The following is a 19,513-nucleotide window of genomic DNA, read 5'->3' on the forward strand; positions in this document are numbered from 1 at the left end:
ATTTGCTTTGAGGCGAACAACATGACGGGATTAGCTGGAAAGAAAATTCTGCTGGGCGTGAGCGGCGGCATTGCTGCATACAAAGCGCCGGAGCTGGTGCGTCGGCTGCGCGATCGCGGTGCTGATGTGCGCGTAATGATGACCGAAGCGGCCAGGGCCTTTATTACTCCGCTGAGCCTGCAGGCGGTTTCCGGTTATCCGGTATTTGATGATTTGCTCGACCCGGCAGCCGAAGCGGCGATGGGCCATATTGAACTGGCGAAATGGGCCGATTTAATTGTGCTGGCGCCGGCTACCGCCGATCTGATTGCCCGCGTCACTGCCGGCATGGCGAATGATTTGGTCACTACCGCGAGCCTGGCAAGCGCAGCGCCGGTTGCCATCGTCCCGGCCATGAATCAGCAGATGTACCGCGCGCCGATCACGCAAGATAACCTGCAGCGTCTGCAGCAGCGCGGCATGCTGATCTGGGGCCCCGACAGCGGCAGCCAGGCGTGCGGCGATGTGGGTCCCGGCCGCATGCTCGATCCGCTGGCGATTGTGGCGCACGCGCTTGAATGGGCTGCGCCCGTCAACGATCTGCAACATCTCAGCATTATGATCACCGCCGGTCCAACCCGCGAAGCGCTGGATCCGGTGCGTTATATCAGCAATCACAGCTCGGGCAAGATGGGCTTTGCGATTGCTGCGGCTGCGGCCAAACGCGGTGCGAAGGTGACATTAGTTACCGGCCCGGTGGCGCTGCCAACGCCAGTTGGCGTGCAACGCGTGGACGTCGACAGCGCGCTGGAGATGGAAGCGGCGGTGATGGCGCAAATCCAGCAACAACATATTTTCATTGCCAGCGCAGCCGTGGCAGACTACCGGGCGGCTAACATTGCCGCAGAGAAAATCAAAAAGCAGGGTGGCGACGATAGCGTCACGCTGCAGTTGGTGAAGAACCCCGATATTGTCGCGGGCGTCGCGGCGCTGCAGGAAAATCGCCCTTATGTTGTGGGATTTGCTGCCGAAACCCAGAATGTGGAAGAATACGCGCGGCAAAAACGGGTGCGAAAAAACCTGGATCTGATTTGTGCCAACGATGTGGCGCAGGCGGGTCAGGGCTTCAATAGCGACACCAATGCTCTTCACCTTTTTTGGCAGGAAGGAGAAAAAGTCTTACCGCTCAGTGATAAGACGCTCCTTGGCCAACAATTAATAGACGAGATTGTCAGCCGTTATGATGAAAAAAATCGACGTTAAAATTCTTGATGCACGCGTGGGCAACGAATTCCCGCTGCCGACTTATGCAACCTCTGGTTCCGCAGGCCTCGATTTACGCGCCTGCCTGGATGATGCGCTGGAAATCACACCAGGCATGACCACGCTGGTTCCCACCGGTTTGGCGATTCACATTGCCGATCCTGCTCTTGCCGCCGTGATTCTGCCGCGCTCCGGTCTTGGCCATAAACATGGCATCGTGCTGGGTAATCTGGTTGGTTTAATCGACTCCGATTATCAGGGCCAACTGATGGTTTCCGTGTGGAACCGCGGCCAGGACAGCTTCACGCTGCAGCCAGGCGACCGTTTAGCACAGCTGGTCTTCGTGCCGGTCGTGCAGGCCGAATTTAACCTGGTGGAAGATTTTGACACCAGCGACCGCGGCGCAGGCGGCTTCGGTCACTCAGGCCGCCAGTAATACGCGACACTTTTCGCTTAGCCATCTTTTTATTTCTTGTCGCCACAGGCCGCTATGTCTGTGGCAGATGAGGCAGTATTGCCTGTTTTTGGTGAATTTCAGGGGTGTTGAAGGTCATGGCAGAAAAAAAAGTCGCGAAACGGAATCGTCGCGAAGAGATTTTGCAGGCGCTGGCGCAAATGCTGGAGTCGGGCGATGGCAGTCAGCGCATCACCACCGCGAAGCTGGCCGCTAATGTCGGCGTGTCGGAAGCGGCGCTTTATCGCCACTTTCCCAGCAAAACGCGCATGTTTGACAGCCTGATCGAGTTTATTGAAGACAGTCTGATTACCCGCATCAATCTGATCCTGAAAGATGAAAAAGAGACGCTGACGCGCCTGCGTTTAATCGTGCAGCTGATTCTGGGATTTGGTGAGCGTAATCCGGGGCTGACGCGTATTTTGACCGGCCACGCGCTGATGTTTGAACAGGATCGCCTGCAAGGGCGTATTAATCAGCTGTTTGAGCGTATTGAAGTGCAGCTGCGTCAGGTGATGCGCGAGAAGAAAATGCGTGATGGTGAAGGTTTCCAGAACGACGAAACGCTGCTGGCGAGCCAGTTACTGGCGTTTTGTGAAGGGCTGTTGTCGCGCTATGTGCGCTCGGAGTTTCGGTTTCGTCCGACCGTGGATTTCGATAGCCGCTGGCCGCTGATGGCTGCACAGTTGGTTTAAAAGACCAGGTCGGCATAAATGCCGACCTCATTACCGAATAATTAAATCCCGTACTCTTTACGATACGCGCGCACTTTCGCCAGATGGTCAGCCATCTCCGGCTTCTCTTCCAGGTAATCAATCAGCTCAGCCAGGGTAATAATCGCCGTGACTTTGCACTTATAGTCACGTTCCACTTCCTGAATCGCCGAAATATCGCTGCGACCGCGTTCCTGACGATCCAGCGAAATCAACACGCCCGCCAATGTCGCGTTATGTGCACTGATGATATCCATTGATTCACGAATCGCGGTACCGGCAGTGATCACATCATCCACCAGCATCACTTTGCCTTGCAGCGGGCTGCCCACCAGCAAACCGCCTTCGCCGTGATCTTTGGCTTCTTTGCGGTTGAAGCAGTAAGGCACGTCACGTTCATGATGATCGGCCAGCGCCACCGCGGTAGTGGTGGCAATTGGGATGCCTTTGTACGCCGGGCCAAACAGCAGATCGAAATCAACGCCGCCATCAACGAGCGCCTGCGCGTAGAAACGGCCTAACAGCGCCAAATCGCGACCGGTATTAAACAGACCGGCATTGAAGAAATAGGGGCTTTTACGTCCCGATTTCAGGGTGAACTCACCAAACTTCAGCACCCCTTTGTTCAGGGCGAATTCAATAAACTGACGCTGCCAGGCTTTCATTTCTCACTCCTCAAATAAAGAAAAGGCGACTCTATGGTCGCCTGTTACATCAATTAGTTAGCGCCGCTTTCTGCGCCTGAATCAACTGCTCAATGCCGCCTCGCGCCAGCGCCAGCAGCTGCAGTAACTCGTCGTGGCTGAAGGGCTCACCTTCTGCGGTGCCCTGCACTTCAATCATGCGGCCGTCTTCGGTCATCACCACGTTCATGTCAGTTTCTGCGGCGGAATCTTCCACATACTCCAGATCGCACAGCGCTTCACCGCCGACGATGCCCACAGAAATCGCCGCCACCATGCCTTTCAGCGGGCTGGCTTTCAGCTTGCCCGCCGCCACCAGCGCATTCAACGCATCGGCCAGCGCCACGCAGGCACCGGTAATGGATGCAGTACGCGTACCGCCATCGGCCTGAATCACGTCGCAATCCAGCGTGATGGTGAATTCGCCTAGCGCTTGCAAATCCACTGCTGCACGCAGTGAACGGGCGATCAGACGTTGAATCTCCAGCGTACGTCCGCCCTGTTTGCCTTTGGCGGCTTCACGCGCCATGCGGCTGTGGGTCGAACGCGGCAGCATGCCGTATTCCGCGGTGATCCAGCCTTGACCTTTGCCTTTGAGGAAACGCGGCACGCTCTCTTCGACGGTTGCGGTGCACAGCACTTTGGTTTCGCCGAATTCAACGAGCACAGAGCCTTCTGCATGTTTGGTGTAGTGACGAGTGAGTGTGACGGGACGTGTTTCAGATGCACTACGGCCTGCTGGACGCATGGTTTCTCTCCGGCTTGCTTAGGTTTGGCTGCGCATTATACGGACTTCAGCTGCGGCTGTCCCGCCCGCGATCGCCACAATCCTGGATGAAATTCTCTGGTGGCTGTGGCTAAATGCGCGTTTCCTCCCTTAAAAAGATAAATGATGATCGCGATACTCCATTTCCTGCTGGCGCTGGTGGTGATATTTGCCCTTGCGCTGTTGGTCAGCCACGACCGCAAACGCATTCGTCCCCGCTTTATTATTCAGCTGCTGGTTGTCGAAGCCGCGCTGGGCTGGTTCTTCCTGCACTCGGCGGGCGGACAATCGGTGGTCACTGCGGTGGGCGGCTTCTTTGAAACCTTATTAACCTACGCCGCGCAAGGAACCAACTTTGTCTTCGGCAATATGGCAGATCAGGGATTAGCCTTTATTTTCCTCGGCGTGCTCTGCCCGATTGTGTTTATTTCCGCACTGATCGGCATTTTGCAGCACTGGCGCATTCTGCCGCTGCTGATTCGCGCCGTAGGCACTCTGTTGTCAAAAGTGAATGGCATGGGCAAGCTGGAATCGTTTAACGCCGTCAGCACCTTGATTCTCGGCCAGTCGGAAAACTTCATTGCCTATAAAGGCATTCTCGCCGATATTTCCGCGCCACGCATGTACACCATGGCGGCGACGGCGATGTCGACGGTTTCGCTGTCGATTGTTGGCGCGTATATGTCGATGATTGATGCCAAATATGTGGTTGCGGCGCTGCTGCTTAATATGTTCAGCACCTTTATTATCCTGTCGATCATTAATCCCACCCGCCCGGAAAACGAAGAGCAGATTGCGCTGGATAAGCTGCATGAAGATCAGAGCTTCTTTGAGATGCTGGGCGAATACATTCTCGCCGGCTTTAAAGTGGCGATGATCATCATGGCGATGCTGATTGGCTTTATCGCGCTGATTGCAGCAATCAATGCGCTGTTTTCTGCGGTATTTGGCTACAGCTTCCAGCAGCTGCTTGGCTACGTTTTCTATCCATTTGCGTGGCTGGTTGGCATTCCCTCCGCCGATGCTTTGCAAGCGGCGAGTATTATGGCCACCAAACTGGTAGCGAATGAATTTGTCGCGATGATCGAGCTGAAGAAAGTGGCGGCTGAAATGACGCCACGCGGACTGGGGATTCTGTCAGTGTTCCTGGTGTCGTTCGCTAACTTCGCCTCAATCGGCATCGTTGCCGGTGCGATTAAAGGCCTGAACGAGAAACAGGGCAATGTGGTTTCCCGTTTTGGCTGGAAGCTGGTGTATGGTTCCACGCTGGTGAGCTTGCTCTCGGCCGCGTTCGCCGGGCTGTTTATCTGATAACGCATGGCGGCTGCATGGCCGCCATTTTTAAAACGCCACGCACACCAGCGAATCAACCCGCATCACCGATTCCTGCTCGAAACGCTGTTTATAAACGTCACGAAGCTTATTGATGCTGTCAGAACTCGCCACATCCGGAGTGTGAATCAGCATCAACGCTTTGCTGTTTTCCCGCGCCAGCTTACCGTTCTCGCCCAGCCACTGACCTTTGGCGTCATATACCGATAAACCGTCTTTGAAACGCGGCGTCACATCGTTATCGACAAACTGCTGCCATTCGCTGCTGCTGACGATGCCACCTTTCGGTTTATTCATGCCAAACCACAACGTAGTTTGCATCATCACGTCACCAGAACCGCATACCGCAACTGGCGCGGTGTTGGGCGGGATCTGATGCATTTTCGTCGACGGAGCCTGACAGCCAGCGAGCAGTAAGGTTAATAAAGCAGGAAGAGCCAGAGAGCGGAACATCACTTCATCCTTTTAAGCGAACCAGCGCTAAGCATAAGTGTCTGTCGGTAAAAGAGGTAATTTTTTGTTATTCACGCTTAAGTGCGCTTATGCCTGTTAGCGTCGAGGCTGCCTCGCTATACTTCACCCAACATTTCTGAAAAAGAGAAGACGATTATGATCCGCAGTATGACCGCTTACGCCCGCCGCGAAGCCAAAGGCCACTGGGGCAGCGCCGCCTGGGAAATCCGTTCGGTTAACCAGCGCTATCTGGAAACCTATATCCGTCTGCCGGAGCAATTTCGTGGCCTGGAGCCGGTCATCCGCGAGCGCATCCGTAATCGCCTGACGCGCGGTAAAATCGAATGCAACCTGCGTTATGACGCCGATGCCAGCGCACAAGGCGAACTGCAGCTGAATGAATCACTGGCCAAACAACTGGTGCAGGCCGCCAATTGGGTGAAGATGCAGAGTGATGAAGGCGCGATTAATCCGCTGGATATTCTGCGCTGGCCGGGCGTGATGTCTGCGCAAGAGCAGGATCTCGATGCCATCAACGCCGAACTGCTGGTGGCGCTGGATGGCGCGTTAGATGACTTTATCGAAGCGCGTGAAAGCGAAGGCACCGCGCTGAAAGCGATGATTGAACAGCGTCTGGAAGGCGTATCGCACGAAGTCAGCAAAGTGCGCGCGCAGATGCCAGAAGTGATTAAATGGCAGCGCGAGCGTCTGGTCACCAAGCTGGAAGAAGCCGAAGTGCAGCTGGAAAATAATCGCCTGGAGCAAGAGCTGGTGATGATGGCGCAGCGCACCGATGTGTCTGAAGAGCTGGATCGCCTGGATGCGCACGTTAAAGAAACCTACAACATCCTGAAAAAGAAAGAAGCCGTTGGCCGCCGCCTCGACTTTATGATGCAGGAGTTCAACCGCGAGTCGAATACGCTGGCTTCGAAATCAATTAATGCCGAGATCACGACATCAGCGATTGAGCTGAAAGTGTTGATTGAACAGATGCGTGAACAGATTCAGAACATCGAGTGATCACGCCCTCCATTAATAACGTCAAGTCCGTCATCCTACGGGCTTGACGATTAATGCGGGTTAGCGATTTATTGAGCGTGCCATGCGCGTGTAAGTATGCCGGATACCGCGAATGGCAATGCTGTAAGCCATGATATTTTCAGGCAATGCCATCCCGATGTAACCGGTGTCACCAATATGATGAAGATCTGCGCCCGCCATCTTACTCATTAACGCGATTTGACGAATGGTATTCACATCTGCCCCCTCTTGCGATGTCCCGATCGCGGTCATCGCCAAAGCGCCATGCGAATGAATACATTCAATCAGTGAGGCAACTTTCTGCTGACTCATACCCGGTAGTGTGCCGGGTGCAGGCACCAACACCACATCAACCCCTTGCTGCACGAACTCAGCAATATCTTGCTCGGTGAGGATGTCGCTGCCACTCTCCTGAACAATGCCAGCACCATGCATCTTACCGGTGATAATGAGTGCGCTGTTACCAACCGCCTCGCGGATCATTTTCGCCGCTTTAGCCAGCGCACGATTGCTCACACCGTTATTAGGATTGCCCGTGAGAACCAAAATTTTGGCTCCCATTTGCACCAAACGGCAGGCGTTCTCCGCTGTTGCCGCGCGCCCTGGCACCATTTGTAATCCATCAAGATGCGTGGCATCAAAATCAGGATCTACCGCTTCAAGATTGACCCCAATAATACGCCCGGTCAGCCGGCATAATTCATGTAATGTTTGTTCCGGCGCAATGTTTGCGGGCATGCCATGAATAATAGGGTTTTCACTGTCGAACATGTTGATCAATACAATATCAGCACCCTGAGAGGCCGCCAATTCGGCGTTAGTAATATTATGCAGCAAAGGTGAAGTCATGCCGATAGTTTCGCTGACTACCACCCGTCCTTCGCTGGCACGCACAGCATATATCAACGCATCTTTATCCATCGGCAGCAGCTCGGAAGCTGAGCAATCCAGCAAACGTTTATGTGTCATAGAATTTATTCTCTTTGGTAAGCATCAGGTTAAGATCGGGAAATTATGCATAAAATAACAGTTAGGGATCCAAAAGATATCCGCCCTGATCAACTCTTTGTAAATATCCCCTGTACCAGGTAGCGAAAGCTATACATGAAAAAAATGTTCATCATCAGGCAACGCCTTATTTCATTTTAAATAAGACATTTTCATTTCCGTGTATAAGAAATGTCTCTAATTTTGAAATTTCCTCCTTAATATCTCTAGCACAAAACTTATTAATGCCCTAAGGATGAAAAGAAAAAGACCCTGTTTTTCTGAATATTACTCGTGATCGTAATATTTTACTTTTCCTATTAATTTTTTCGAGAAACCTGTCGCCCTTCAATTCGTGCACATGCAATGGATCGTTTAAGGAAAGCGAATTTTATGCTCATCACTATCGCGGTTCTTTTCCTTTGCGCCTTCAAACACCCATATAGGAACAGGTAAATATTATGAGATTTAACAAGATGTCAGTCGCACTCGGCTTGGGATTGATGATGACCGCCAGCCTGGCTAACGCTGTAAATAGCCAGGGTGCAGGTACTGTCACCATTAAGGGCTCAATTATTGATGCACCTTGTTCAATCAACCCAGGCTCGCAGGATCAAACCATTGATCTGGGTCAGGTATCGAAAAAGCAGTTGGCAGCGGGTGGTAAATCAACACCGGTACCCTTCAACATCAAACTGGAGAATTGCGATTTCACCGCAGGTAAAGATGTGAGTGTGACCTTTACCGGCCAGGCCTCTGCTGCCGTACCGACCCTGATTGGCATGACCGGTACCGCTAGCGGTGCCAGCATTGGCCTGACAGATGGCTCAGGCCAGCTAATTAAATTGGGCCAGCCATCAACTATGACTCTGCAGAATGGTAGCAACACTTTGTCGTTCTCTGCATATCTGCAGGGTGATGGTGCCTCTGCAACCATCACACCGGGGGTATTTCAAAGCACCGTCGACTTTAGCCTGGATTATCAGTAATCGTTTTCCACGCTAATTAGAGACATGCGTAATCTGCGCATCTCTTGTTTATTTCAACAGGGTGTTAGTAGTATGTCAGTCCATACCAGGAACTCATTTCCTTTTCAAAATAACTGGCGCTTACGCCCGTTAGTAATTGCTTTATCATTGGCTTTTTTTAGCAGTGCTATTAGCGGTGCATTAGCAGAGGAAGTTGAGTTTAATCTGGACAACATGGATATTTCCGACCGGGAAAACATTGATATGAGTCAATTTTCCCGGGCAGGATATATGATGCCTGGTCAATATGACATGGCAATCAAAATTAATGACAATGAATCACCCACCGAGGAGGTTACTTTTTTACCGTCTGAACATGATGAAAACGAAACTGTCGCCTGCTTAACACCAAAAATGATGGCAGGCTTCGGTTTAAAGAAGTCATGGTTAGATAAAGTTACCTACTGGAATAATGAAAAATGTGCCCGGCTTGATATCATGCCGGGTATCATTTTGCGTCCTGATCTCGCGTCATCAACGCTCTACATGAGTGTTCCTCAGGCATATATTGAATATCAAACGGCTAACTGGGATCCCCCTTCACGCTGGGACGAAGGGATTGCTGGATTTATTGCGGATTATAACACCAATTTTAATTACTCCTCCCCGGCACAAGGCAGTGAATCACGCGAATTAAGCGGTAATGGCGTGGTAGGTGTCAACGCCGGTCCCTGGCGTATGCGTGCGTTCTGGAATGGTACTCATTACACTGCCAATAACACTAAAACCTCTACTTTTAACTGGAATCAATATCAGGCATTTAGGGCAATCAAACCTTGGGGCGCAAAATTAATTATTGGTCAGAATGACCTCGCCAGTGATGTGTTTGAAAATGCACGCTATGTTGGCGCCAGCCTTATTAGTGATGATGGCCAGTTACCCCCCAATTTGCGTGGATACGCACCGGAGGTCCGTGGCGTGGCGAAGACCAATGCAAAAGTCACCATTAGTCACGCTGGACGTGTGTTATATGAAAGCCAGGTGGCTCCCGGTCCTTTTATTATTCAGGACTTGAGCGACTCTATTACTGGCACGCTGGATGTCAAAGTTGAAGAGCAAGATGGCAGCATTCAGACCTTTCAGGTCGAAACCGCATCTGTTCCCTATCTTAGTCGCCCTGGACAGGTTCGCTTTAAGGCGGCGGTAGGGCAAACGACAGACGATAGATTTCATCTGCAGAATGAAAGGTTAATGGCAGGGGAATTCTCATGGGGTATTAGTAACGGTTGGTCGCTGCTCGGGGGTGGATTATCCTCTGGAAAATATCATGCCGCGTCGTTGGGTGCAGGGCGTGACCTCTTATCGTTTGGGGCCCTGGCACTCACCGCAACCCAATCTTATGCAAAGCTGCCTAATAACCAAACGCGCTCTGGCGGCTCCTATAGCCTGAGTTATTCTAAACGCTTCGAAAACTATGACACGCAGGTTACCTTCGCAGGTTATCGCTTTACGGAGAAGAGCTATCTTAGTCTAAATCAATATCTTGAGGCGAGCCGTAAGCATTTGGTTATTCGTAATAATGCAGCGAATAAGCAGACCTATACCGTTTCACTTAATAAACAATTCCGTACACTCGGCGTCAGCGCATTTTTAAATTATAACTATCAGACTTACTGGAATCGTCAGGCGACCAGCCGCTGGAATATGTCGTTTGCGCGTTATTTCGATGTGGGAAATTTTAAAAACGTCAGTTTCAATCTCTCCGCCTATCGCGCACAAAATTCAGGTATACAAGATGACGGAGTGTTCTTAAGCCTGAACGTGCCTTTCGGGACCTCATCGGGCTTGAATATCAATGCACAAAATTCAGATGCCGGCCAAATCAATAGCCTGAGTTGGTATAACCGCATGGATGAACGCAACAGTTATCGCTTAGGCGCCAATGTCGATCGCCAACAACGAAGCGCTTATAGTGGCTACTACACCCATACCGGCGATAACACGCTAACGAACTATAGTGCCAGTTATAAACCCGGTCAGTATCGCTCCGCAGCCCTGTCCATGCAGGGAGGATTAACGGCCACAGCACATGGAGCAGCATTACATCGCACCATAATACCTGGAGGCACGCGTCTGATGCTGGATACTGAAGGTATTAGCGATGTGCCCATTAAGTCTTCCGGTGCGGCCACTCATAGCAACAAATTCGGAAAAGCGGTACTGGCGGATGTCAGTAGCTATATACGTAATCAGGCACAACTGGATATCAACCAACTCAACGATGACATTGAAGCGGAGTCGCCCGTTTTGCAATTAACCTTAACCGAAGGCGCCATTGGCTATCGTCGCTTTCGATTAATTAAAGGTCAAAAGCTAATGGCGGTTATTCGCCTAAGTGATGGCAGTTATCCGCCGTTTGGCGCGAGCGTATTAAGTAAAGGGCGTGAGACCGGCATTGTTGATGAGATGGGCAGCGTCTGGCTTAGTGGTGTAAACCCTGAAATGCTGATGGATGTCCGCTGGAACGGCAATATTCAATGCCAAATTACCTTCCCAAAAGTATTACCCATTGATGAGAGTGGAGAAACAAACCTGCTGCTTCCGTGTACAGAAAAAGAATAATTTTTGCGCATTAAAGTTTGTTGAGTATCTGTCGCTCTATTACCCCAGACATATAGAGTGAGTATTAATTTTATGAACCTGAAGGCTTCTCTCGCTACCGTGGCGATGCTGTTTGGCGCTATGATTTTTTCACAAAGCACGCTGGCTGCTGTTGCATTGGATCGCACCCGCGTCATTTATGACGGCGCTGAACGCTCAATCAGTTTGAATATCAGCAATGAAAATAAAGCGCGTCCGTATCTGGCGCAAAGCTGGCTGGAAGATGAGCAAGGAAAAAAAATAAAGTCGCCGCTTATGGCGCTCCCTCCAGTTCAGCGTATTGAGCCGGGTCATAAAAGCGCGATTAAAATCCAATCTTTACCTGCCGCAAAATCATTGCCTCAGGATCGTGAATCTTTGTTTTACTTTAATTTGCGCGAGATTCCGCCACGCAGTGAAAAACAAAACGTATTACAAATTGCGTTACAGACCCGCATCAAACTCTTTTATCGCCCAGTAAAATTAATGATCGATCCACGAGCTTCAATCAAACCCGTACAAAATCAACTCACGTTGAAAAAAAACGGTGATCAATACACGGTGATAAATCCTACCGGATATTATGTCACGCTGATTACTGCAGCCAGTCATGTTGATGGTAAAGAAGAAAGTGATTTTAAACCGATCATGATTCCGCCACAGGGCAGTGCCGCTATTAACGTAAAAGCCAGTAAGTTAGGTTCGCATCCGGTATTAAGCTATATCGACGATTTCGGCGGTCGGCCAAAATTGACATTCAGTTGCAAAGCCAATGTGTGCCGTGTAACTGATAGCCGCGAATAAGCATGAACAGCATGAAGTGGCTGGTCATCTTCTTCGCACTGCTGCACTGCGAAATGCTCTTCTCAGCGCCGATCGCGCCGCATGAAGAAATTATCCCCGGCACGAATAGATATCCAATTAATGTGTCGGGGATTATCGTCAGCTCCCAATGTACTTTGAATGGTGATCGAGAAAGTCGTGTTAACTTCGGCGATATCATCATTCAACTAATTGATGGTATCCGGTTCAGTAAATCGGTGCCATTCACCGTCACGTGTCCGGGAGCTTTCAACGGGGAGCAGGAAGTTTTTATCTCAGCTACAGCGGCGGCGTTTGATAATAATGTCATTTCTACCACCAACGCCAACGTGGGCATCAAATTAATATTAAACGGTAAAGACATTGAAATAAATAAAGCACACAACATTGATTGGCGAATATCAAACACATTGATTGCCGTGCCGGTTAAAAACAAGGTCAAAGTCACAGCGGGTAACTTTACTGCAACCGCCACCATGGTATTGAATGTTCGTTGAGGAGACACGGAATGCAGATTATAAAAATAATGCTCTGTCCACTGATCATTGCATTTGCGTTGCATAGCACGTTGTCTAATGCCAATGCAGGCGTCAACTTTTCAGGAAAGCTGATTAACGTCCCGTGTAAAATTGACAATAATAAAGATATCGATGTCAACTTTGGCGACAGTGTGGATATTAATGAAATAGATGGTCTGAAATACACTGAATTGCTGACGCTGTCGATTAAGTGCGATGAAAACTATTCCGAAAATCTTTACTTCCGTGTATCGGGTAGCGCAGCAACATTTGATAAAGCAGCAATACGCACTAACATCACCAACGTTGGGATAAAATTCATCAATGGTAAAGATGGCACACCACTCGAAATAAACAAAAAATACAATTACGTGCAGACAGGGGATTTTTCTCTAAAGGTGGTTCCTGTTAAAAAATCTGGTTCAATACCCTTGCCAGGTAAGTTAACAATAAGTGCTCAACTGATTGTCGAGCCTCAGTGAATGAAAACTGCAATACTCATACTGTCACTCTTTATTTATTGTTGTAATTCACACGCTGTGAAAATAAATTTTTCAGCCACACTGATCAGTATTAATTGCGTAATAAACAATGACAAACCGGCAGACGTTGATTTTGGTGATGCAGTAGGAGTAAATCATATTGATGGTGTGAGATATCAACAGCGTGTTCCCATCAGCATCGTATGTCGGACCCCGCCGGGAAAACAGCTGGAACTGGCATTTTTGGGCATAACCAGCAATTTTGATGCCAGCGCATTATTTACAGGGATTGATGATTTAGGTATCAGGATAATGCAAAATAATCAACCGGTTATAATTAATCAGCGCTTTACGCTTGATGATGTTACGCAGCCAATATTTTATGCCGTTCCGGTAAAGCGAGCTGGCAGCGCTCTTAAAAGCGGACGTTTTAAAGCGCTCGCAACGCTTGTTATTAAATACGAGTAATGATTATGCGCTTCCATATTATGTTAATAATAGCTCTGCTATCGACATGTTCTATAAACGCCTTTGCAGCTGCTGACTTTTCTTTTAAGGGCGGATTGGTGCAGGAACCCTGCATACTTGACCCCAACAGCAGTGATATTGTTATTGATTTTGGCAGCGTCATTAATAAATTTCTTTATCGCTACCAGCGTACCGCGGGTATTCCCATAACGCTTAATTTACAGGGTTGCGATACCTCAACAACCAATAAACTCTCAATCACCTTTAAGGCAACAGAAGATGCACAGCAAGCGGGCATGATGGCACTTGATCCATCCAGTACCGCAAAAGGTATCGCCATTGGCATTGAAGAAAAAGGTATTTTTATTACGATAAACAAAAGCGTCGAGAGGATTTTCCATTCTGGTGACAACAAAATTGTCTTTGACTTATTCCTGTCTGCTAATCGTGAAAGCATTAAAAATAACGAATTACAACCCGGGACAATCAATGCCAGCGCAACTGTAGAACTGGAGTATCACTAATGAGCATTTTTAAACTCATCTTTTATTTTATTTGCATAATTACTCCTGCATTAGCACAAGCCACGATCATCAGCCATAATACTTTTCTTTCCTGGATTGGGCAATATACTACCTTTCGTGTGTATGTTTATCACTGGGATGAAGATAGCCCTTTGAAAAATCCGTGTTATAAGCAGCCGGGCTGTAAGATCGCATCTTTTCCGGAAAATAATGGGGTTCCCGCAGACATTCATGCGCCAAATGTCTTATCTGCAGAAAACTATGCAACCATTGGAGAACTGGGAAAAGCGTATAAAGCTAAATACCCTTTATCGACAGAACATACCTTCCAAATAGACGGCAGGTCAGCTGAATACAATTGTTTCCGATTGGCAGCATTTCAAAATGATTGGCGTGATGCAACCTTCCTGCCTGATAATATCTGTATCAAGCATCATAAATATCCCGTCAGCTGTTCACTTTTGGGTGATACTAATCTCTATCACGGCTATGTTTCTGATAAAAGCATAAACGGTAATACTGCTCAAACGCAGTTAACACTCTCCTGTAGCTCAGCGACAACGGCACAAATTTACGCGGTAGGGTTTAACACCAATATTGTCTCACTCCGTTCGGATAACAGTTTGCAGACTGAATTAAAAGTCAACGATCAAGATGCTTCTGAAGGCATTGAGCTTAAAGTAAATTCAGCCGACTCGCTGGCAACATTTACGCTTAGCTCAACGCTGCGTACTCATGGAGCAGTCGCACCTGGCGCATTTAATGGTGCCGGCACGCTCATCATTTCCGCTTATTGATTTGAAGAAAAACATGTTTTTTATCCCTAATTTTCGCAAGCCCCCATTTACTACATTACTTATGTCATTGGTCGTGGCGAGCGACTTACTATTGATGCTGCAAGTTTACGTTGCCAATATGGGCGGTTCAGGTTTTCGCCTGCCGCAAAATCTTATTACGCTCATTTTTATGGGCATTTGTATTTTTATTGTGGCAATAAAATGCCTCTTTTCGACCCCCTCGACGGACGGGGTGCGAGTGGCAAAGGTGACACCAATATGGCTGCTAGCGTTTCTGCTCCTTAGCCAGCCCATACTCTATACGTTTTACGGCAATCATGATGTGACCTTACTCCCTCAGCTAACTGCCTATGCTCTGGCATTGCTGTTTTACCTGGCCATGCTACAAATCCCCCTTTCGCCAAACGTTAAAAGGCTCTGGCTGGTATGCATTATTACTGCGGCCGTGGCGCAAGCGATGCTGGCGCTATGCCAACTCTTCATGACGGGGGCAAATAACTGGATGGAATTTCCGGCAGATGGCACCCGCGTCTATGGCATTTTCCAGCAGGTAAATTTACTGGGTAGTTTTCTGGCTACTGGCTGGACGTTAGCGCTGTATTTTAGCTTTAAGGTGCGTCATGGCGGGCTTCGTTTACTATTGGCAGCGATCATGGCTGTATTGCTGGTGATTTTAACGATCATCCAGTCTCGCGTTGCCTGGCTTGGTGCGTCGGCCAGTAGCGCTTTACTTATCTGGACATTCCGCCGGCATCGCCATTGGCGGCAACACCTCTTGATTGGCTTACCGATTGCATTAGCAATTGTGATAGCTTGCCAGACCCTGCTCGCGTATGCCCCCATGGCGGGATTACAAAAAGTGGATAAAACCCATTCAACGGCAGGCCGTGTGCAGATGATCACGCACAGCCTGCATATGATCGCCGAACGTCCTTTACGTGGTTGGGGTGCCGGTCATTTTGAGCACGATTATCTGCTGCACGTACGTGAGGAAACGGCGCATCCGTTGAATTCTCGTCCCCCAACGCACCCGCATAATGAAATCCTGTTTCAGTGGGTGGAAAATGGCGTTATTGCGCTGGCGGGAGTGGCACTAATAATTTGGGCATGGTTCAAGCCCGTCGTAACCGGTAGCCCTCATGCAAGGCGACGCGCCTTTACGTTTTGGGCGATGACCTTACCTATCGTGACCCATCTGCTTTTTGAGTATCCACTCTACCAGTCCGCGCCGCATGGTCTGGTATTACTACTGCTAATCCGTCTGATGCAATCTGAGTCAGATCTGCAAAGCCTGACTCTGCGCCCGTTGGCGCATTACGCTGCGGCTGGGTTTGTCACCCTTTTTGCTCTCGCATTGATGGTTTTTGCGGCAACAGGTTTGCACACCAATGCCATCCTGACGCAAATTGAGCGCAACAGGTTTGCTGATTTTTCCCATGCTCAGCAACTTATCAATCCTTACGTCCAATGGGAGCGCTATCAGTTTGATGCAAACCTTCATCGTCTAATGACGTTCAACAGCACAAAAGATGTCGGACAATTAATCCAATTCAAAGTGTGGGCAAGGGAATACCTGACAAAGCACCATGATGCCAACGTTACCTATTCACTGCTTAAAATTGCCATGTTGCAGGGAGACATGGAATGGCAACAGAGACTGCATCAGCGCGGTCATCGGCTTTTTCCTGAAGACAAACGCTTTAATCTTCCTGAACAAAGTAAATAAAGCGTAAAGATTAGTGTGTCCTTATTAACAGACAGTTCTTAATCCACTACGTGATGGCTATTTTGACTTCTTTAGGATGAGTTTACCCTGCTGTTTTTAAAGGGAATGAATAAAAGGTGATAGAATAAGGCCGTTCTAACCATGAATGTGCTCAATCCTGAGGATTGCAGAGATTGGGTAACATTGACGGCACTTTTTGCTAAAGTGCTGGTCGTAATCAATACAGTTGTACCGCTCCAGGAACTCAGGGACCCTTTTTCTTCGTGCGATACATTTTTTCCCCGACATGAAGGCGTTATGACGAAATCCAGGCAGTTCCGTTCCAAACTTCTGCATCCCCGTTATTGGTTTACCTGGTTTGGGCTAGGTGTGCTGTGGCTGCTGGTGCAACTTCCTTACCCCATTCTGATCCGGCTTGGTGCTGGCGCTGGCAAATTGTCGCGTCACTTCCTGAAGCGCCGCGAACGCATCACCCGTCGCAATATCGAGCTGTGCTTCCCCAATATTAAGGAAGAGAAAATCGAGGCGATGATCGCCGGCAACTTCGAATCGCTAGGAATGGCGCTGGCAGAAACCGGCATTGCCTGGTTCTGGTCTGATGCACGCGTGCGTCGTTACTTCGAAGTGCATGGTCTGGAAAACCTGCAGCACGCACAAAGCCACCAGCGTGGTGTGATGGTCATCGGTGTGCACTTTATGTCGCTGGAGCTGGGCGGCCGCATTACCGGTTTATGCCAGCCAATGATGGCGATGTATCGTCCGCACAATAATCAGGCGATGGAGTGGGCACAAACCAAAGGTCGCATGCGTTCGAATAAAGCGATGATCGATCGTCGCGATTTGCGCGGCATGGTGCAGGCGCTGAAAAAAGGCGAAGCGGTCTGGTTCGCACCGGATCAGGATTACGGCCCCAAAGGCAGCGTGTTTGCTCCGCTGTTTGCGGTGAAACAAGCGGCGACCACCAACGGCACCTATGTTTTGTCTCGTCTGGCAAAACCGGCGATGCTGACCATCGTATTGATTCGTAACCAGGATAAGAGCGGTTATCAGCTGATTATTCAGCCTGAACTGGAAAATTATCCGTATGAAGATGAAGCCGCTGCCGCTGCTTACATGAATCGCGTGATTGAAAATGAAATTCTGCGCGCGCCCGACCAATATCTGTGGCTGCATCGTCGCTTTAAAACCCGTCCGCCGGGTGAAGCGTCTCTCTATATCTAATCTCTTGATGCAGCAGGTTTTCGCCTGCTGCTCATTTTCTCTGCTCACATTTAACAACCATTCTTAACGAAAAACAGGTTTGTCAAAATCTGCCCCGCCTCTTGTAATGGTCGCCTTCACCTCTCTTTGACCAGAACCATGACACAGCACTTTCACTGCAAATTTCTCGCGCTGGCCGTTGCCACTGCGCTGCTGGCCAGTTGTGCCAATCCACACGGCTTACACCCCAAAAACACGCTGCTTGATGCTAACGCTCTGCAAGCCAGTCAATCCCTGAAAAACGCGCATTTCAGCGCCGCGAATTGGCCAAAAAGCGCATGGTGGCAAGGTTTTAACGATGCTCAACTCAATCGACTGATTGATGATGCGATGGCATCGAACCCGGATTTGCAGGTAGTCAACGCGCAAGCGGATAAAGCCAATGCACAAGTGATTGCCGCCGATGCCGAACGCTATCCGGATGTCGATCTCAACGCGGGCATTACGCGCTCGCGTGTGGCAAAAGTGGATGATCCGCTGCTGGAGGGGAAAAGCTATAGCACGCTGCGCACCGCTAACGTTGGCTTGAGCTACACCTTCGATTTATGGGGCGGCAAAAAAGATGCCGCTGAAGCCGCATTGGGGCAAGCACGTGCCAGCGAGTTGGATCGTCAGGCCAGTCAGTTAACGCTGGCCGCGAACGTGACGCGAGCGTGGAACAACCTTAATCTCGCCTGGAATAATGCCGAACTGGCGCAGCAGAATGCCGAGCGTGCGGCGGGTATCGCCAAAATTCAGCAGCAATATGTCAGCGCTGGACTCACTTCCGATTACCAATATAAGCAGGCGCTGTCGCAGCAGAAAACCGCGCAAGCCGAATTGACGCAAGCTCAACAACAAGTCACCGATGCCGGTATTCAGCTTTCGACGCTGATAGGTAAAGGCCCGGATTACTGGCACCAGCTAAAACCGGCGCAGATGAATGTGCCGGTCGCCGCCATGCTGCCAAACGCCATTCCGGCCGAACTGCTGGGTCGTCGTCCGGATGTGGTGGCCGCGCGCTGGCGCGTTGAAGCGGCATCAAAACAGATCGCCGCCAGCAAAACCGAGTTCTATCCCAACATCAATTTGGTGGCCGAAGCCGGCACCAAATCACTGCTCGGCGATGCCTTCTTTGGTGCGCCAAGCCGCTTCTTTAATGTGGGACCGAGTTTGTCATTGCCGATCTTTGACGCGGGCAAACGTCGCGCCGATTTAGCAGAGAGCGACGCCGATTACGATCTGGCGGTAGCGCAGTACAACAAATTGCTGATTAGTTCACTGGGCAATATCAGCGACACCATTACTCAGTTGCAGTCGATTCAGGATCAGCTGGCGCAACAGGAAAGCGCTAACCAGCTGATTCACAGCGCGTGGGATGATTTGCATCGTGAATACGCAGCGGGCCTGCGTCCTTATCTTGATGTGCTGACAATCCAAAATCAGCTGATCGAATCCGACCAAAAAATGGTGGCGCTGAAGGCGCAGCAAATTAACCTTGCGGTGGTTTTGATTGAGGATTTGGGCGGCGGATTCCAGAGCGGCAGCTCTAAGGTTTGAAACGGTCGCCATGAATGAACTGAACCCCATAACCTGGACCGTTTAGTTAAAGCGCTGCGTAATGCTGAGTCCTGTACGCTACCGGACTCAGCCCACCC

At 49.8% G+C, this 19,513-nt stretch carries 20 protein-coding genes; 16 read left to right on the forward strand and 4 right to left on the reverse strand.

The genetic code is table 11. The features are described from left to right. Positions 1 to 21 precede the first annotated feature (21 nt). The 3 genes from coaBC (at position 22) to slmA (ending at position 2,391) form a co-directional block, all read left to right on the forward strand. On the forward strand, positions 22 to 1,242 hold the full coding sequence (coaBC, locus tag DEU53_RS20560) for a bifunctional phosphopantothenoylcysteine decarboxylase/phosphopantothenate--cysteine ligase CoaBC (RefSeq protein ID WP_110868215.1): 1,221 nt from the start codon (positions 22 to 24) through the stop codon (positions 1,240 to 1,242). Then, on the forward strand, positions 1,220 to 1,678 hold the full coding sequence (gene dut / locus DEU53_RS20565; protein ID WP_167391166.1) for a dUTP diphosphatase: 459 nt from the start codon (positions 1,220 to 1,222) through the stop codon (positions 1,676 to 1,678). The genes coaBC and dut overlap by 23 nt, the downstream gene beginning before the upstream one ends. Positions 1,679 to 1,794: 116 nt before the next feature. Beyond that, positions 1,795 to 2,391 carry a nucleoid occlusion factor SlmA gene (gene slmA / locus DEU53_RS20570; RefSeq protein ID WP_110868216.1) on the forward strand — a complete coding sequence of 199 codons (597 nt, stop codon included), beginning with the start codon at positions 1,795 to 1,797 and terminating at the stop codon, positions 2,389 to 2,391. A gap of 41 nt (positions 2,392 to 2,432) precedes the next feature. Here slmA and pyrE read toward each other — a convergent pair whose 3' ends face one another. Beyond that, the gene (pyrE, locus tag DEU53_RS20575; RefSeq protein ID WP_008109749.1) at positions 2,433 to 3,074 is read right to left on the reverse strand and encodes an orotate phosphoribosyltransferase; all 642 of its coding nucleotides are present in this window, start codon (positions 3,072 to 3,074) and stop codon (positions 2,433 to 2,435) included. Between the two features lie 49 nt (positions 3,075 to 3,123). Further along, complete coding sequence (rph, locus tag DEU53_RS20580; protein WP_101760691.1) at positions 3,124 to 3,840, reverse strand: ribonuclease PH; 717 nt, start codon at positions 3,838 to 3,840, stop codon at positions 3,124 to 3,126. A gap of 144 nt (positions 3,841 to 3,984) precedes the next feature. Here rph and DEU53_RS20585 point away from each other — a divergent pair, with 144 nt between their 5' ends. Beyond that, the gene (locus tag DEU53_RS20585; protein ID WP_110868217.1) at positions 3,985 to 5,169 is read left to right on the forward strand and encodes a NupC/NupG family nucleoside CNT transporter; all 1,185 of its coding nucleotides are present in this window, start codon (positions 3,985 to 3,987) and stop codon (positions 5,167 to 5,169) included. A gap of 30 nt (positions 5,170 to 5,199) precedes the next feature. On the opposite strand, the gene DEU53_RS20590 is transcribed toward DEU53_RS20585, so the two are convergent. Next, a complete protein-coding gene (locus DEU53_RS20590; protein ID WP_110868218.1) occupies positions 5,200 to 5,643 on the reverse strand; it encodes a DUF3574 domain-containing protein in 444 nt (147 codons plus the stop codon). A 156-nt stretch (positions 5,644 to 5,799) separates the two neighbouring features. On the opposite strand from DEU53_RS20590, the gene DEU53_RS20595 reads away from it, so the two are divergent. After that, positions 5,800 to 6,663, forward strand: coding sequence for a YicC/YloC family endoribonuclease (locus DEU53_RS20595; protein ID WP_061720336.1), 864 nt, complete (start codon positions 5,800 to 5,802; stop codon positions 6,661 to 6,663). A 60-nt stretch (positions 6,664 to 6,723) separates the two neighbouring features. Here DEU53_RS20595 and DEU53_RS20600 read toward each other — a convergent pair whose 3' ends face one another. Continuing rightward, complete coding sequence (locus DEU53_RS20600; RefSeq protein WP_110868219.1) at positions 6,724 to 7,653, reverse strand: haloacid dehalogenase-like hydrolase; 930 nt, start codon at positions 7,651 to 7,653, stop codon at positions 6,724 to 6,726. A 479-nt stretch (positions 7,654 to 8,132) separates the two neighbouring features. Here DEU53_RS20600 and DEU53_RS20605 point away from each other — a divergent pair, with 479 nt between their 5' ends. The 11 genes from DEU53_RS20605 to DEU53_RS20650 all read left to right on the forward strand — a co-directional run bounded on the left by DEU53_RS20605 (position 8,133) and on the right by DEU53_RS20650 (position 19,415). Then, a complete protein-coding gene (locus DEU53_RS20605) occupies positions 8,133 to 8,660 on the forward strand; it encodes a fimbrial protein (RefSeq protein WP_101760694.1) in 528 nt (175 codons plus the stop codon). Positions 8,661 to 8,732: 72 nt separating this feature from the next. Then, positions 8,733 to 11,261: a fimbria/pilus outer membrane usher protein gene (locus tag DEU53_RS20610; protein ID WP_110868220.1), complete on the forward strand. Its 2,529-nt coding sequence runs from the start codon at positions 8,733 to 8,735 to the stop codon at positions 11,259 to 11,261. Positions 11,262 to 11,333: 72 nt separating this feature from the next. Beyond that, positions 11,334 to 12,083 (forward strand): fimbria/pilus periplasmic chaperone, encoded by a 750-nt coding sequence (locus DEU53_RS20615; RefSeq protein ID WP_146222857.1) that lies wholly within the window; start codon positions 11,334 to 11,336, stop codon positions 12,081 to 12,083. An 11-nt stretch (positions 12,084 to 12,094) separates the two neighbouring features. Beyond that, positions 12,095 to 12,598: a fimbrial protein gene (locus tag DEU53_RS20620; protein WP_158527644.1), complete on the forward strand. Its 504-nt coding sequence runs from the start codon at positions 12,095 to 12,097 to the stop codon at positions 12,596 to 12,598. An 11-nt stretch (positions 12,599 to 12,609) separates the two neighbouring features. Then, positions 12,610 to 13,101 carry a fimbrial protein gene (locus DEU53_RS20625; RefSeq protein WP_110868222.1) on the forward strand — a complete coding sequence of 164 codons (492 nt, stop codon included), beginning with the start codon at positions 12,610 to 12,612 and terminating at the stop codon, positions 13,099 to 13,101. After that, positions 13,102 to 13,569 (forward strand): fimbrial protein, encoded by a 468-nt coding sequence (locus tag DEU53_RS20630; protein ID WP_110868223.1) that lies wholly within the window; start codon positions 13,102 to 13,104, stop codon positions 13,567 to 13,569. Between the two features lie 5 nt (positions 13,570 to 13,574). Further along, positions 13,575 to 14,093 carry a fimbrial protein gene (locus tag DEU53_RS20635; RefSeq protein WP_158527645.1) on the forward strand — a complete coding sequence of 173 codons (519 nt, stop codon included), beginning with the start codon at positions 13,575 to 13,577 and terminating at the stop codon, positions 14,091 to 14,093. Then, a complete protein-coding gene (locus tag DEU53_RS22965) occupies positions 14,093 to 14,890 on the forward strand; it encodes a hypothetical protein (RefSeq protein WP_146222858.1) in 798 nt (265 codons plus the stop codon). Before DEU53_RS20635 ends, DEU53_RS22965 begins: the two co-directional genes overlap by 1 nt. Beyond that, entirely contained in the window at positions 14,829 to 16,616 is a 1,788-nt protein-coding gene (locus DEU53_RS20640; RefSeq protein WP_110868225.1) for a PglL family O-oligosaccharyltransferase, read from the forward strand. The genes DEU53_RS22965 and DEU53_RS20640 overlap by 62 nt, the downstream gene beginning before the upstream one ends. A 297-nt stretch (positions 16,617 to 16,913) precedes the next feature. Beyond that, positions 16,914 to 17,837, forward strand: coding sequence for a kdo(2)-lipid IV(A) palmitoleoyltransferase (gene lpxP, locus DEU53_RS20645; RefSeq protein ID WP_101760701.1), 924 nt, complete (start codon positions 16,914 to 16,916; stop codon positions 17,835 to 17,837). Positions 17,838 to 17,975: 138 nt separating this feature from the next. Further along, positions 17,976 to 19,415 carry an efflux transporter outer membrane subunit gene (locus DEU53_RS20650; RefSeq protein ID WP_110868226.1) on the forward strand — a complete coding sequence of 480 codons (1,440 nt, stop codon included), beginning with the start codon at positions 17,976 to 17,978 and terminating at the stop codon, positions 19,413 to 19,415. Positions 19,416 to 19,513: the final 98 nt, after the last annotated feature.

This window comes from Pantoea sp. AG1095 (assembly GCF_003208415.1).
GTDB classification, from domain to species: domain Bacteria; phylum Pseudomonadota; class Gammaproteobacteria; order Enterobacterales; family Enterobacteriaceae; genus Pantoea; species Pantoea leporis.